Source organism: Rhizobium sp. RU36D (genome assembly GCF_900176345.1).
Taxonomy (GTDB): Bacteria; Pseudomonadota; Alphaproteobacteria; order Rhizobiales; family Rhizobiaceae; genus Allorhizobium.
Genome location: NZ_FWXU01000005.1, coordinates 205,957 through 220,195, shown reverse-complemented (window position 1 = coordinate 220,195; position 14,239 = coordinate 205,957). Strand labels below are relative to the sequence as shown.

The following is a 14,239-nucleotide window of genomic DNA, read 5'->3' as shown; positions in this document are numbered from 1 at the left end:
GTCAAGGCCGTTGACATTTGACAAGATCATGCCTTAGCTGTTGATAAGAACGACATGGCGGCGCGCGGTGGAGGCAGCCCCATGCTGAGGAGGAGCAATCATGGACAGCCACGCCTTCGAGGCATTGACAGTGGAAACATTGCCGGTCCGGCTGGGCGGCAACGCCGCCATAAAGCGGAGGATCGGTGACAATTCGTCGCTCTGGAGCATCAAGGAAGTCGGCGACGGCAACCTGAACCTGGTCTTCATCGTGACCGGCGAGACCGGCAGCGTCATCGTCAAGCAGGCGCTGCCCTATGTTCGCCTCGTCGGTGAAAGCTGGCCGCTGCCGCTCAAGCGCTCCTTCTTCGAATATCACGCCCTGAAACGCCAGGCCGCCCGCGACCCAGGCATGGTTCCGGAAATCCTGTTCTTCGATGAAGCCCAGGCGATCATCGCCATGGAGTTCCTGACACCGCACGTCATCCTGCGCCGCGCTTTGATCGATGGGCGCGAGCTGCCGAGGGTTGGCCGTGATCTGGGCCTGTTCGTGGCGCGCACGCTGTTTCGCGGTTCCGACCTCTCGATGGATACCCGCGCCAAGAAGGCGGATGTCGCGCTGTTTTCCGACAATGTCGAGCTTTGCGACATCACGGAAAACCTCGTCTTTTCCGATCCCTATTTCGAAGCGCCGCTGAACCGGCACACCACGCCACAGCTCGACCCGCTGGTTGCGGAACTGAGGGCCGACCGCGACCTCAAGGTCGAGGCGCAGCGGCTGAAGCACCTGTTCTCCGCCAAGGCCGAAACGCTCTGCCATGGCGACCTGCATACTGGCTCCGTGATGGTGACCGAGGCCGAGACGCGGATCATCGATCCGGAATTCGCCTTCTACGGTCCGATCAGCTTCGACATCGGCATGCTGGCTGCAAATTTCTGGATGAGCTATTTCTCGCAGACAGGTCATGAGGCCACTCCCGGCGCCCGCGATTCCATGCGCGCCTATCTGCTGGGCACGATCGATACGCTGTGGGAAACCTTCCGGGCCGAGTTTGCCCATCTCTGGCGCACCGAGCGCAAGGGCATTCTCTATCAGGCAAGCCTGTTTGAGAGCCGCAGCGATCCGCTGGCCGCCGAGCAGGCGCTGGCCTGCGTCATGAATGACATCTGGCATGAGATGCTCGGCTTTGCCGGCATCGAGATCCATCGCCGGATTATCGGCCTCGCCCACAATGCCGATTTCGAAACCATCACCGACCCCGACAGCCGTGCCCGTTGCGAAAGCAAGGCGCTCAAGCTCGGGCGTCACCTCGCCGTCAACCGGCAGCGTATCCACAGCCTCCGCGACATCCGCGAGACGGTGGAACGGCTTGAAAAGGAGATTCTCGCGTGAAAGTCGGAGAACGCCACTACCATACGATCTGGCTCAACGAGGATGGCCGCTCGGTCGACATCATCGACCAGCGCTGGCTGCCCCATGAGTTTCGTGTCGTCACACTGAAGACCGTGACCGACGTCGCAGTTGCGATCCGTGACATGTGGGTGCGCGGCGCGCCGCTCATCGGGGTTACCGCCGCCTATGGCGTGGCCATCGCCATGGCAAAGGATCCCTCCGACGCGCATCTCGATGCCGTATGGGAGGAACTGAACGAAACCCGGCCGACAGCGATCAACCTGCGCTGGGCGCTGAATGCCATGCGCGACCATTTGAGGCCACTTCCCGAGGGTGATCGGGCAGAGGCGGCCTATCGGCGCGCGGCCGAGATCGCCGAGGAAGACGTGGAGCTGAACCGTGCCATCGGCGCCAACGGCCTTGATGTTATCCGCGAGATCGCTTCGAAGAAGAAACCGGGCGAGCCCGTGCGCATCCTGACCCACTGCAATGCCGGCTGGCTGGCGACCGTGGATTACGGCACGGCGACCGCGCCGATCTATATGGCGGTGGAAGAAGGCATTCCGGTCCATGTCTATGTCGACGAAACCCGGCCGCGCAACCAGGGCGCCTATCTGACCGCCTGGGAGATGAACGGCCATGGCGTGCCCCATACGCTGATCGTCGACAATGCCGGCGGGCATCTAATGCAGCATGGCGATATCGACATGGTGATCGTCGGCACCGACCGCACTACGGCCAATGGCGATGTCTGCAACAAGATTGGCACCTATCTTAAGGCGCTGGCTGCGCGCGACAATGGCGTGCCTTTCTATGTCGCACTTCCCTCGCCGACCATCGACTGGACGGTGCATGACGGGGTGAAGGAAATTCCGATCGAGGAGCGCGCTGCCGACGAGGTGAGTTTCGTCCAGGGCCGCGCCGCCGACGGCTCTATTGCCACGGTGCGCATCTCGCCGGAAGGCAGCCCGGCGGCCAATCCCGCCTTTGACGTCACCCCCGCGCGCCTCATCACCGGCCTGATCACCGAGCGCGGCATTGCCACGCCTTCGCCCGAGGGACTGAAGGCGCTCTTCCCGGAACGGAGCTGAAACAATGATCCTGCCCAACGCCAGATCAACCGAGGACATCGCCCTCGGTATTCGCAGACGTGTGTTCTTTCACACGATGAAACATAATGGCGGGTATCTCAGCCAGGCCTGCTCGGCCGCCGAGAGCCTGGCCCTGCTCTACAACGAGTTGCTTAAGATCGGTGAGCCGACGTTGCCTAAGGTGCCGCTCCCGTTCCGCGGCGTGCCCTCGGCCCACAATCCCGATTCCTTTACCGGTGCCGGCTATCACGGCCCCATCGGCCCGGAATATGATCGCTTCTTCATCTCTCCCGCCCACTATGCGCTGGTCATCTATTCGGCCTTGATCGAAACCGGCCGAATGGACGAGCATGCACTCGACCATTTCAATAAGGATGGCGGCTCGGTCGAAATGATCGGCGCCGAGCATAGTCCGGGCATGGAAGTCACGACCGGATCGCTGGCCCAAGGGCTTTCCATGGCCTCGGGCGTTGCCTGGGCACGGCTGCGCAGACATGAGCCGGGCAAGGTCTGGGTCTATATGTCCGACGGCGAGTTCCAGGAAGGCCAGACCTGGGAATGCCTTGCGGCCATGAGCTATCACGGCATCGACAACATCCGCGTCGTCGTCGATGTGAACCGCCAGCAATGCGATGGCGCCATGTCGTCGGTGCTGGATCTCGGTGATCTTCAAGCTCGCGTCTCCGCCTTCGGCGTCACTTGCCGCTCGGTGGACGGTCATGACCTGAAAGCCCTGCGCGACGCCGCCGAGAGCGCGGAAGCCGGCAAGCCGTTGGTGGTGCTCGCCAACACATCGCCCTACCAGGGCATGGACTTCCTGAAAAAACGCTTCCCGCGACTACATTATGTGCGCTTCAAGAGCGTGGAGGAGCGGAAGGAAATGCAGGTGGCGCTGGCCGCCGAACTCGGGATCGATGCAGCCGAAATGGAAGGGGCATGAGCATGGTCGAAATCGTCAACCGCCCCTATGCCAAAGCCTTCGAAGCCTTTGCCACGGCAAGGCCGGAAGTGCTCTGCCTGTCCGCCGATCTCACTTCCTCCTGCGAGGTCGATGGCTTCCGCGACCGGCATCCGGACCAATTCCTGTCGCTTGGCATGGCGGAGCAGAACATGCTCTCCTTTGCCGGCGGCCTCGCGATGCAGGGCTATCGTCCGTTCATCCATACCTTCTCGGTCTTTCTCTATCGCCGGCCCTATGACCAGCTGATCAATTCGATCGCCTATTCCAACCGCAAGGTCCGGCTGATGGGCTTCCTGCCGGGCATCACCACCCCCGGCGGCATCACCCATCAGGCTATCGAGGACATCGCGGTGCTGCGCGCCGTGCCCAATATGACGATCCTGGAAACCGGCGACGCGACCGAGGTCGAGACCGTGCTTGAGGTTGCAGACAGCATCGACGGCCCCGTCTATGTCCGCGTGTTGCGCGGCGAGGTGCCTCGGCTCTTTGCCACACCCTTCGAGTTCAACAAGCTCCGGGTTCTCTCCGAAGGCGACGACGTGCTTGTGGTCTCCTCAGGCGTCTGCACCGAAGAAGCCTTGCGCGCAACCCGACCGCTGCAGGCGCGCGGAATTGGTGTCACGCATCTGCATGCCTCGACGCTGAAGCCCTTTGACCGGGAGGGTCTCTTGAAGGCGGCCCGCGGCAAGAAAGGCGTCATCACTCTGGAAAACCACACCGTCGTTGGTGGCTTGGGATCGCTGGTCGCGGAAATCCTGGCGGAAGAGGGTCTTGGCATCAAGCTCAAGCGCCTCGGCCTGAACGATACTTTCGCTCATGGCGCGTCGAAACCGTATCTGATGAAGAAATACGGGCTCGATGCAGGCGCTCTGGTTGCGGCCATCGGCGATCTCATCGGCAAGCCCATGGCAATCGATGAGGCGGAGCTTGCCGAAGTTCGTCTCGACCATGTGCATTCCGCACAAAAGGCGGAGGCGCTCTGATGGCACCGCGCTTTGCCGTCACCTATTTCGTGCGCGCCGCCGACGAAGCGGAAGCAAAGGCGCGCGCGCTCGACATCGCGCTGGAGCAGACCGTCGAAATCCCACGCAATGCCGTGCCCAGCGGCTATGTCGAAGACGAGATCCTTGGCAGGCTTGAAACGCTCGAAACCGATCCCGCGGGGCGTCCGGGCTATCTCGCGACGATCTCCTATTCCGAGGACGATGTCGGTGGCGATTTCCTGCAATTCCTCAACATCGTCTTCGGCAACAGTTCGATAAAGCCGGGCCTGAAGGTCGAAGACATCCATCTGTCGCCCGGGCTTTTGCAACTCTGCAAGGGTCCCCGGCACGGCATTTCCGGGCTGCGCGAACAGGCGGGCATCGGCCAGACCCCGCTACTCATGTCGGCGATCAAGCCGGTTGGCCTGACGACGCGGGAGCTCGCGCGCCTCGCCCGCGACTTCGCATTGGGCGGCATGCACTATGTGAAGGACGATCACGGACTGGTGGACCAGAAGACGTCGCCCTTCGAGGAGCGGTTGCGCGCCTGTGTCGATGCCGTCGGCGATGCCAATGCGACAACCGGCGGCAAGACGCGTTTCGTGCCGAATATCACCGGCCCGGCCACCGCTATCATCGAGCGGGCCAAGACGGCGCAGGAACTGGGCGCCGGCGCCGTCATGATCGCCCCCGCACTGGCCGGCTATGACGTGGTTCGCACGCTCGCTGCCGATCCTGATTTCGCGCTGCCGATCGTCTCGCACCCGGCATTTTCAGGCGCCAACGTCGTTTCTCCGGATTGCGGTTTCTCGCATCGCAGCTTCTTCGGCACCTTGCATCGCCTGATGGGGGCGGATGCCGTGATCTATCCGAATTTCGGCGGACGTTTCGGCTTCACCCGCGACGAGTGCCTGTCGATTGCGCGCGCCTGCGCCGAAGACCTCGGCGGTCCCAAGGCCATCGTCGCGGCCCCCGGCGGCGGCATGACCTTTGCCCGGGTGCCGGAGATGCGCGACGCCTATGGCAACGATGTCATGTACCTCGTCGGCGGCGCCCTTCTTCAGGAACCCAACCTCGTCGACGCCTGCCGTCGCCTCGTTGCCGCGGTTTATAAGTAACGGAAACAGGATATAACGGTGACAGTTGATGGGACGGCGGCAATCAAGCTGCCACTGTCCCGCAGCGGAGATCAGGCGGTGTTGCGTTCTGCACGCGCCGCCAGATATTCGAACAACTGGGCAACCGCCTCCGCACCGGGATCCTTGTTGCCTTCGAGCTGGCGGGCATTCACATAGGCGGCCCGCCCCGCCTTGGCGCGGGCCATATGCGCGGTTCCGTCGGCTCCCTTGCGCGCCGCCGCAGCAGCGGCCTGCAGTCCGCTGCCAAGGTTTTCCAGTGCCGGGGCCAACGCATCGATCATGGTGCGATCGCCGATGGTGGCTCCACCGATTTCCTGCATCCGGGCAAGACCTGCCTTCAGCGCATCGCGCATCGTCATGCCGCTGGATGCGCCATCTCCGGCCGCGGCAAAGAAGATCGCCAGCAGGACGCCCGAGGACCCGCCCATCGTCTGGCTGAGTTCAAGCCCGATGGCGCGCAGGAGTTGGGTGTGGTCGGATAGCGGCAGGCGGTCCATGGCGCTGATCAGCGCGCGGGCGGCGCCTGCAAGGGTGGAGCCAGTATCCCCGTCCCCGGACTTGGCATCGAGCGCATTGAGTTCCTGTTCCGCGCCGATCATGACGTTGCAGCAATCGGTGAGGAAGTCGCGCGTCGGCTTGTGATCGGATGGCAGGGGCATGATGGGCGTGAGGCCGTCCGGCAATGCCAGAATTGCCGTGGGCCTGACACTCGCGAGCCCTGGCCAGGCCGAGGGGCCTGCTGGCGCGGCCAGGCTGGCAAGATCCTCGGCATCGGCCGGATAAAGCGAGATCGAAAAGCCGCGCATATCGAGCGAGGTCATCATGGCGGCCGGGCCGACAACATGGCTGATATGGGCCCCGATCTCGGAGCGAATGAGTTCGTGAGTGAGGACGGACATCTCAAGAACGGAGGTCCCGCCGAGATTGTTGATCAGCGCTACATGGCTGCGATCGCCCACCACGGCCTTCAGTTTCTGGGCAACCGCGGCCATGGCAGACTGGGCGCCGGAAAAATCCACCTGCTCGACCCCGGCCTCACCGTGGATGCCGAGACCCAGTTCGGCCATGCCCTTGGGGATTCGATCTTCCTTGGGTGAGCCCGGCACAGTACAGGTGTCGAGCGACATGCCGATGCTCTTCGTGCCGGCGATGACCCGCCGGGCGGCCAAGGTGACGGTGTCCAGGTCCTTGCCCTGTTCGGCCAGGGCTCCGGCGATCTTGTGCACGAAGAGCGTGCCCGCGACGCCGCGCGCCTGCGGCAGGTCGGGCAGAGCGATATCGTCATCGACGATGACCATCTCGACATTGAGGCCAAAGGCCCGCGCCCTCTCGGCCGCAAGGCCAAAATTGAGTCGGTCACCCGTATAGTTTTTCACGATCAGGAGGCAGCCTGCAGCACCTGTGACGGCAAGGATACCGGCAAGGACCGCATCAACGCTTGGCGAGGCGAAAACATCGCCGCAGACCGCAGCCGTCAGCATGCCGGCGCCAACGAAGCCGGCATGGGCCGGCTCATGCCCCGAGCCTCCGCCCGAGACCAGCGCGACCCGGGATTTGTCCCAGTCGGCCCGGACGATAACGCGCACATGGGGATAGCCGTCGAGCCGCGCAAGCGGCACACCCGAGGTGGCAAGCAGGCCCTCAAGGGCCTCCACGACGACGTCTTCCTTCTTGTTGATGAATTGTGCCATGGGGTTCTCCTTATGCCAATCGCATGCCGTCGGCATCGAAATAGAGTGGATCGAGAGGTTCGAACTGGACGATGTCGCCTTCGCTCAAGGTCGTATGCGGATCGGTGACCGTCACCAGGGCATGGCCCTTGAAGCTGAGGTGCAGCCGCGTCTGGTCCCCCAGGCGCTCGACGCGGTTGACGAAGCTTTCCTGCCCTGAGCCCTGGCGAATATGCTCGGGCCGCAGACCAATGTTGACAGCGGATGACGGGGCGGCAGGGAAGAGATTGGCCGGCAGCACGTTGATGCGAGGCTGGCCCAACCGCTGGGCGGCATAAAGGCTCACCGGCCGCTCATAGATTTCCCTTGGCGGTCCGAACTGGATGAGGCGGCCCTGGTGAAGCACCCCGACATGGGTCGCCATGGTCATCGCCTCAATCTGGTCGTGGGTGACATAGAGCAAGGTCGCCCCTGATTTCGCCTGGATGTTCTTCAGTTCGATCCTGAGATCAGCCCTGAGTTTCGCATCAAGCGAACTCAGCGGTTCGTCCATCAGATAGATCTGCGGATTGCGCACGAGAGCCCGTCCGATGGACACGCGCTGCATCTCGCCGCCGGACAGGGCCGTGGCCTTGTTGTCCAGCTTGTGGGCGATCCTCAACATCTCTGCCACGGCCTTCACCTTGGTCTCGATCTCGGCGGGAGGCGTGCGCAGCAGCGGCGATTTCAGCGGGAAGGCCAGGTTTTCGCGCACGCTCAGATGCGGGTAAAGGGAATATTGCTGGAAGACCATGGCAACATTCCGCTCCGCCGGCGTCAGCCCGTTGACGGGGTGGCCACCGATGGAGATATCGCCCATATCAGGCTTTTCCAGCCCGGCTATCAGCCTCAGAGTGGTTGTCTTTCCCGCGCCCGTCGGTCCCAGAAGCACCACGAAGGAGCCATCCGGCACGGTCATCGAGACATCATCAAGCGCGGTGGTTCCGCCAAAGGACTTGGCTACGGCGTTAAGGACGACTTCAGCCACGGCGCAGCACTCCCTCATTGACCTCTGAGACCAAGGCCTGGCCACGGTCGCCAGCGAAGATTGTCAGGGTGCGGGGATTGAATTCAAGTCCGACAGTCTCATCGCTCAAAACCCGGTCCGCAGATGAAATCCGCGCCTTGATCGTGCCGTTTGCGGTAGTCAGCGTCACGATCTGGGTCGTTCCGAGATACTCAACCGCAATTACCTTGGCTCGGTACGTCGAACTGTCGGAAAACCTGACATGCTCGGGCCGGACACCGAGCGTCAGCCGTCCCTCCGCCCCCTCGCGCTGCACCGGCACGGCAAAACGCGTGTCCCCGAGCATAACGTGGTCCCCGCCTGTTCCGATCATCCCCTCGAATTCCAGGAAATTCATCGGCGGAGAGCCGATGAAGTCCGCGACGAAGCGCGTCGCCGGCCAGTCATAGATCTGCTGCGGCAGGCCAAACTGCTCGACCACGCCGTGGTTCATCACCGCGATCTTGTCGCCCATCTGCATGGCCTCCAGTTGGTCATGGGTAACGTAGACGGTCGTCGCCCCGATGCGGTCATGGAGAGCACGCAGTTCTTCCGCCATATGTTCGCGAAATTCCGCATCCAGCGCACCCAGCGGCTCGTCCATGAAGAAGGCCTTGGGCCGCCGGACAATCGCACGTCCCAGAGCCACCCGCTGCCGGTCGCCGCCGGACAGTCCTCCGACCGGCTTGTCCAAAATGCTTTCGATCCGAAGCGTGCGCGCCACCTCGTCCACGCGCTTTCGCACATCGGCTGCCGGAACGCCCTGGCTTACCAGCGGATAGCCGATGTTGCGCCGGACATTCATGTGCGGATAGAGGGCAAACATCTGGAAGACGAAGGCAATGTCCCGCTGGCTCGCCCGCTTCATGCCGACTTCTTCGCCATTGATGAAGATCTCGCCACTGGTCGGCAGTTCAAGCCCCGCCATCATCCTCAGGGTTGTCGTTTTTCCACAACCGGATGGCCCCAGCAGCATGAAGAACTCGCCGTCCTCGATGGTGAAACTCGATGACTGCACGGCGGTAAAGGCGCCGAATTCCTTGCGCAGGTTCTGAATTCTGATCTGCGCCATGTCTTACTCCGGAAAGTGACTTACGATGACGAACATCACTGTGCCGATGAGCGTCACGACGAAGGAATAGCTGTAGAGGGCGAGCGCGAAGGGCTGCATCATCATGAAGACGCCGAGCCCGATGGTGAGGGACGCCAGGATTTCCCATTCATTCCGGCGAAGGCGGAACAGTCTCTCAAGGAACCTTCTCATTTGCGAACGGCTCCGAATGTGATGCCGCGAAGCAGATGCTTGCGCAGGACGATCGTGAAGACCACGACGGGGACAAGGAACAGGGTGGCGCCCGCGGCGACGGCCGGCCAGTCCTGGCCGCTGACGCCGATGATCGTCGGGATGAAGGGCGGCGCCGTCTGCGCCGTTCCCGAGGTCAAGAGGACGGCGAAGGCATATTCGTTCCAGGCGAAGATCAGGCAGAAGATGGCGGTCGATGCGATCCCCGTCACCGCCTGGGGCAGGACGACCTTGTAGAAGGCCTGAAACCGCGTGTAGCCGTCGATCAGGGCCGCTTCCTCATACTCGATCGGGATCTCGTCGATGAAGCCCTTGAGCAGCCAGACGGACAGCGACAGGTTGACGGCGGTGTAGAGTAGGATAAGGCCGGCATGGGTGTCGCTGAGCCCAAGCGACCTGAACATCAGGAAGATCGGGATGGCAACCGCGATCGGCGGCATCATGCGCGTCGACAGAATGAAGAACAGCAGATCGTCCTTCAGCGGCACCTTGAAGCGAGAGAAGGCATAGGCTGCGGCCGTTCCAAGGACGATGCAGAGGAAGGTCGATCCGAAGCCGATGATGAGCGAATTGGTGAAGCGTTCGCCAAAGCGCGAGGGGCCGGCGATGACGAGCCCATCCTTTCGCACCAGACGATCATACCATGTCTTCGGCTCGCCCAGCGCCTGCAGATCGGCCTCCGTGACCCGCGTCCTTGTGGTAAAGAGGTTCACATAGCCTTCCAGCGTCGGCGAAAACAGGAGCTTGGGAGGATAGGCAATCGAGTCGGAAGGGCTCTTGAACCCGGTCGCGATGATCCAGACCAGCGGCATCAGCGTGACGAGCGCATAGATCACCACCAGTGCGCCGGCGAACCATTTCTGGCGGATCGAGGGCTCGGTAACGGAATAGCTGCTCATCGCTCTTTGACCTTGTTCAGGGCTTTGACATAGATCGACGCGAGACCGAAGACCGTGACGAACAGGATCACGGCATAGGCAGAGGCGTAGCCCGTCCGCCATTTCTCGAACGCCTCGCGCTTGAGATTGATCGAGGTGAGTTCCGTGACCGAACCCGGACCGCCGCCGGTCAACTGCACCACCAGATCGAACATCTTGAAGTTCTCGATGCCGCGGAACAGGATCGCCAGCATCAGGAACGGCAGGACGAGCGGGATGGTGATCGTCCAGAACTGGCGCCAACGGCTGGCACGGTCGCATTCGGCGGCTTCGTAGATGCTATCGGGGATGGAGCGCAGCCCGGCCAGGCAAATGAGCATCACAAAGGGCGTCCACATCCAGGTGTCGACGATGACGATCGCCCAGGGTGCGAGCGACACGTCCCCGATCATCGAGAAGCTGGAGGGATCGGCGCCCGTCAGGAAGGCAATGACGTAGTTGAAGAGGCCGATCTGCGGCTGATATAGGAAGGTCCAGAAATTCCCGACCACCGCGGGGCTCAGCATCATCGGCAGGACAATGATCGTCGTCCAGAGATCGTTGCCGCGAAACTTCTTGTTGATCAGATAGGCGAGCGTAAAGCCGATCAGCACCTGCAGCGCGATGGTCCAGAAGAGGAAATGCGCCGTCGCCTGCATTGTCAGCCAGATGTCGCCGTCGGTCAGGATTCGCTCGTAATTCCTGAGGCCCACGAATTCCGGGGCTTCGTTTGGCCTGTTAACGCGGAAATTGGTGAAGCTCAGCCACACGGTCCAGATCAGCGGAAAGATATTGACCGCCAGAAGAAGAAGGATGGTCGGCGTGACGAAGATCCAGGCAATCGCCCGATCGGACAGGCCTGACACCCGTCGGGAAAGGCCTGATGGTGTTGCGCGCGCAATGCGGTCGATGGCGCTGTCGGACATGGGATCGGTCTCCCCCGCATGAACATGGATGAAGAGCGGAACAGCCGCGGCAATTCCTGATGAACCGGACCGTCCTGGCGAACGGTCCGGTAAAGGCAGGCTGATCAGAGCTTGCCTTCGTCCTCGAAGACCTCGGTCCAGTCCTTGACCAGACCGTCGAGCGCTTCCTTCGCCGTTCCCTTGCCGGCAACGACATAGTCATGGAAGCGTTTCTGGGATGCCTGCAAAAGCGAGGCATAGGAGGGCTCGGCCCAGAAGTCCTTCACGATCGCCATGGAATCCAGGAAGGTCTGGGCATAAGGCTGGCTGGTGGCAAAGCCCGGATCCTCGACGACGGAGCGCAGTGCCGAATAGCCGCCGAGCGACCACCACTTGTTCTGGATCTCGGGCTGAGCAAACCACTTGATATATTCGAGCGCCGCTTCCTGCTTGGACGAGGCCGCGACCACCGAGATGCCCTGCCCGCCGAGCTGGGCGAACTGCTTGCCGTCAGGCCCCGCCGGGTTGGGGAAGTAGCCCGACTTGTCGCCGCCGACATTGGCATCGGCATGGATGCCGGGCCAGATGAAGGCGAAGTTCATCTGCAAGGCCACCTGACCAGACTTATAGGCGTCGATGTTCTCCGACATATAGGTGTCGGAAGAACCGGGCGGCGTGCAGCAATCATACAGGGCCTTGTAGAATTCGAGGCCGGCAACGGCCTGGGGCGAATTCACGAAGCCTTCCATCTCATAGGGTTTTGCGGGATTCTGGTATTCGAAGCCGAAGGAATAAAGCACATCCATGGCGCCCATGGTGATGCCTTCCGAACCACGCTCGGTATAGATCGCGGCGCCATAAACGGTCTTGCCGTCGATGTTGCGTCCCTGGAAAAATTCCGCGATGTCCTTCAACTCGGCGAAGGTCTTCGGCACGGCGAGGTCGCGGCCATATTTCTTCTTGAACTCGTCCTGCAGCTCGGGCCGCGAGAACCAGTCCTTGCGATAGGTCCAGCCGACGACATCGCCGAAGGCCGGCAGCGCCCAGTAGTTCGGGGTATTCTTCGGCCACTGCGCATAGCCGACGACGGTTGCGGGAATGAAGTTGTCCATCTTGATTCCTTCCTTGTCGAAGAAATCATTGAGCTTCACATACTGGCCGTTTTCCGCGGCACCGCCGATCCACTGGCTGTCGCCGATCATCAGATCGCACAGCTTGCCGCCGGAATTCAGTTCGTTCAGCATGCGGTCGGCAAAGTTCGGCCAGGGGACGAACTCGAATTTCATCTTGTGGCCTGATTTGGCCTCGAAGTCCTTGCTCAGTTCCACAAGCGCATTGGCGGGGTCCCAGGCGGCCCAGCACAAGGTCAGGTCTTCGGCTTTCGCCGCCGTCGCGCCCGTCAGTCCGGCATAGAGCAGGACCCCAGTTGCGACGGATGATTTCAGGAATGCAGGCGTCATGACGTTCTCCTCCCATTGCGAACCGCGCACGCACGCGTTCGACAGACGGCCAAAGGGCCCCAAGCATCGGATATGCAAGTCCTCCAGTCGCACCCCTCTTCTCCGGCGCGACGCCGAGCCAAGGCAATGACAGATCCCCGTCGTCAACCAAGCTCTCATCACATCTATAATTGAGGTGCGCACCTCAAATCAAGGTCATTTTGAGGTGCGCACCTCAATTTCTTGCTTTTCGTTTGAAATTGCTACAGAACTCTTTGCTGAAATCGATCCGCCGGGACCCTTGATACGCATGAGACCAACAGCCAAAGATCTCGCCGAAGCAGCGGGCGTCAGCCTCGCAACGGTCGATCGTGTCCTGAATGACAGGCCCAATGTGAGCCAGAAGGCGGCCCGCAAGGTCAACGAGGCCATCGAGCGGATCGGCTTCATCCGCAATCCGGCGGCGGTGAACCTTGCCCGCAGCCGCATCTATCGCTTCCTTTTCGTGCTGCCGCAGACGGGCGATCAGTATCTCCAGGAACTGCTGAGCCAGGTAGATGCCGCACGCGAGGTCATGCGCGCCGACCTGACCGACATAGACGTGATTCAGGTGCCGAGTTCCGACCCCCACGGTCTTGCCCGGCGGCTTTCACAGCTGACGACGGACGAGATCGACGGGGTTGCCATCATGGCGCCGGAATCGCCGCAGGTGCGTGACGCCATGGCGCGGCTGATCGAACGCAACATCAAGGTCGTGCAGTTCCTCTCGGGACAGGAGCGATTGCCGGCGGCGGATTTCGTCGGCATCAACAACTTCGCTGCGGGCGCCACGGCCGGGAAGATCATCGGCCGGTTCCTTGGCCATCGGGTCGGCAAGATCATGGTGGTGGCCGAGACCATGATGGCGCAGGACAGCATCGAGCGACGCCTGGGCTTCGACAGCATCATCAATGGCCAGTTTTCCCATCTGGTGTCGCTGCCGTCCCTCGAGACGTATGGCGACGAACGGCGTGCCCGCATGGTAGTGCGCCGCCTCCTCGAAAACCACCCTGACGTGAGTGCCGTCTATGTCATGAGTTCCGAGGCCCGCGCGCCGCTTGCAGCCGTCGAGGAGGTCCGCGATGCCCGGGCGCTCACCATCGTGGTGCATGAACGCACCCCGTTCAGCGAAGACGCCTTGAAGGATGATCGCATCGACGCCATCATCGCCCAGGATCCCAGCCACGCGGTGAGAAGCGCCATTCGCATCATGCGCGCAAGGCTGGAACTGCGCGAGCCCATCGCTTCCCAGGAGAAGATTCGGATCGAGGTGCTGCTAAAGGAGAATTTGTAGGCCGCACCGGGGCCGTAGACGGACGGGCTTGCCGGCATAGTATGATATCCGCTGATAGTGGCTTTCAGCAGGTCGTGGTTC

General features: G+C 61.8%; 13 protein-coding genes. 6 read left to right on the top strand and 7 right to left on the bottom strand.

Features of this window, described 5'->3' with window-relative positions; all coding sequences use genetic code 11:
* Window positions 1-100: 100 nt before the first annotated feature.
* From mtnK to B9A97_RS08695, 5 genes are read left to right on the top strand one after another with little or no spacing between them, the layout of a single operon-like run.
* Window positions 101-1,372, top strand: coding sequence for an S-methyl-5-thioribose kinase (mtnK, locus tag B9A97_RS08715; RefSeq protein ID WP_084364819.1), 1,272 nt, complete (start codon window positions 101-103; stop codon window positions 1,370-1,372).
* On the top strand, window positions 1,369-2,463 hold the full coding sequence (mtnA, locus tag B9A97_RS08710) for an S-methyl-5-thioribose-1-phosphate isomerase (RefSeq protein ID WP_084364817.1): 1,095 nt from the start codon (window positions 1,369-1,371) through the stop codon (window positions 2,461-2,463). Before mtnK ends, mtnA begins: the two co-directional genes overlap by 4 nt.
* 4 nt (window positions 2,464-2,467) lie before the next feature.
* Complete coding sequence (locus B9A97_RS08705; RefSeq protein WP_084364815.1) at window positions 2,468-3,403, top strand: transketolase; 936 nt, start codon at window positions 2,468-2,470, stop codon at window positions 3,401-3,403.
* Window positions 3,404-3,405: 2 nt separating this feature from the next.
* Window positions 3,406-4,407 (top strand): transketolase family protein, encoded by a 1,002-nt coding sequence (locus B9A97_RS08700; protein WP_084364974.1) that lies wholly within the window; start codon window positions 3,406-3,408, stop codon window positions 4,405-4,407.
* Window positions 4,407-5,525 carry a RuBisCO large subunit C-terminal-like domain-containing protein gene (locus B9A97_RS08695; RefSeq protein WP_084364813.1) on the top strand — a complete coding sequence of 373 codons (1,119 nt, stop codon included), beginning with the start codon at window positions 4,407-4,409 and terminating at the stop codon, window positions 5,523-5,525. The genes B9A97_RS08700 and B9A97_RS08695 overlap by 1 nt, the downstream gene beginning before the upstream one ends.
* Window positions 5,526-5,596: 71 nt before the next feature.
* On the opposite strand, the gene B9A97_RS08690 is transcribed toward B9A97_RS08695, so the two are convergent.
* The 7 genes from B9A97_RS08690 to B9A97_RS08660 all read right to left on the bottom strand — a co-directional run bounded on the left by B9A97_RS08690 (window position 5,597) and on the right by B9A97_RS08660 (window position 12,846).
* On the bottom strand, window positions 5,597-7,237 hold the full coding sequence (locus tag B9A97_RS08690) for a dihydroxyacetone kinase subunit DhaK (protein ID WP_084364811.1): 1,641 nt from the start codon (window positions 7,235-7,237) through the stop codon (window positions 5,597-5,599).
* A 10-nt stretch (window positions 7,238-7,247) separates the two neighbouring features.
* Window positions 7,248-8,243 carry an ABC transporter ATP-binding protein gene (locus B9A97_RS08685; protein WP_084364809.1) on the bottom strand — a complete coding sequence of 332 codons (996 nt, stop codon included), beginning with the start codon at window positions 8,241-8,243 and terminating at the stop codon, window positions 7,248-7,250.
* Entirely contained in the window at window positions 8,236-9,333 is a 1,098-nt protein-coding gene (locus B9A97_RS08680) for an ABC transporter ATP-binding protein (protein WP_084364807.1), read from the bottom strand. Before B9A97_RS08680 ends, B9A97_RS08685 begins: the two co-directional genes overlap by 8 nt.
* 3 nt (window positions 9,334-9,336) lie before the next feature.
* Entirely contained in the window at window positions 9,337-9,525 is a 189-nt protein-coding gene (locus B9A97_RS08675; protein WP_084364805.1) for a hypothetical protein, read from the bottom strand.
* Window positions 9,522-10,463 (bottom strand): carbohydrate ABC transporter permease, encoded by a 942-nt coding sequence (locus B9A97_RS08670; protein WP_084364803.1) that lies wholly within the window; start codon window positions 10,461-10,463, stop codon window positions 9,522-9,524. The genes B9A97_RS08675 and B9A97_RS08670 overlap by 4 nt, the downstream gene beginning before the upstream one ends.
* Entirely contained in the window at window positions 10,460-11,407 is a 948-nt protein-coding gene (locus B9A97_RS08665) for a carbohydrate ABC transporter permease (protein WP_084364801.1), read from the bottom strand. The genes B9A97_RS08670 and B9A97_RS08665 overlap by 4 nt, the downstream gene beginning before the upstream one ends.
* Window positions 11,408-11,511: 104 nt before the next feature.
* A complete protein-coding gene (locus B9A97_RS08660; protein ID WP_084364799.1) occupies window positions 11,512-12,846 on the bottom strand; it encodes an ABC transporter substrate-binding protein in 1,335 nt (444 codons plus the stop codon).
* 289 nt (window positions 12,847-13,135) lie between these two features.
* Between B9A97_RS08660 and B9A97_RS08655 the strand changes: the two genes are divergently transcribed.
* Window positions 13,136-14,158 (top strand): LacI family DNA-binding transcriptional regulator, encoded by a 1,023-nt coding sequence (locus tag B9A97_RS08655; RefSeq protein ID WP_084364797.1) that lies wholly within the window; start codon window positions 13,136-13,138, stop codon window positions 14,156-14,158.
* Window positions 14,159-14,239 lie beyond the last annotated feature (81 nt).

What these genes read in the sequence shown, in the direction of transcription:
- mtnK (WP_084364819.1), top strand. Translation starts at nt 101, where the DNA reads ATGGACAGCCACGCCTTCGAGGCATTGACAGTGGAAACATTGCCGGTC.
- B9A97_RS08705 (WP_084364815.1), top strand. Translation starts at nt 2,468, where the DNA reads ATGATCCTGCCCAACGCCAGATCAACCGAGGACATCGCCCTCGGTATT.
- B9A97_RS08700 (WP_084364974.1), top strand. Translation starts at nt 3,406, where the DNA reads ATGGTCGAAATCGTCAACCGCCCCTATGCCAAAGCCTTCGAAGCCTTT.
- B9A97_RS08695 (WP_084364813.1), top strand. Translation starts at nt 4,407, where the DNA reads ATGGCACCGCGCTTTGCCGTCACCTATTTCGTGCGCGCCGCCGACGAA.
- B9A97_RS08690 (WP_084364811.1), bottom strand. Translation starts at nt 7,237, where the DNA reads ATGGCACAATTCATCAACAAGAAGGAAGACGTCGTCGTGGAGGCCCTT.
- B9A97_RS08680 (WP_084364807.1), bottom strand. Translation starts at nt 9,333, where the DNA reads ATGGCGCAGATCAGAATTCAGAACCTGCGCAAGGAATTCGGCGCCTTT.
- B9A97_RS08675 (WP_084364805.1), bottom strand. Translation starts at nt 9,525, where the DNA reads ATGAGAAGGTTCCTTGAGAGACTGTTCCGCCTTCGCCGGAATGAATGG.
- B9A97_RS08670 (WP_084364803.1), bottom strand. Translation starts at nt 10,463, where the DNA reads ATGAGCAGCTATTCCGTTACCGAGCCCTCGATCCGCCAGAAATGGTTC.
- B9A97_RS08665 (WP_084364801.1), bottom strand. Translation starts at nt 11,407, where the DNA reads ATGTCCGACAGCGCCATCGACCGCATTGCGCGCGCAACACCATCAGGC.
- B9A97_RS08660 (WP_084364799.1), bottom strand. Translation starts at nt 12,846, where the DNA reads ATGACGCCTGCATTCCTGAAATCATCCGTCGCAACTGGGGTCCTGCTC.
- B9A97_RS08655 (WP_084364797.1), top strand. Translation starts at nt 13,136, where the DNA reads ATGAGACCAACAGCCAAAGATCTCGCCGAAGCAGCGGGCGTCAGCCTC.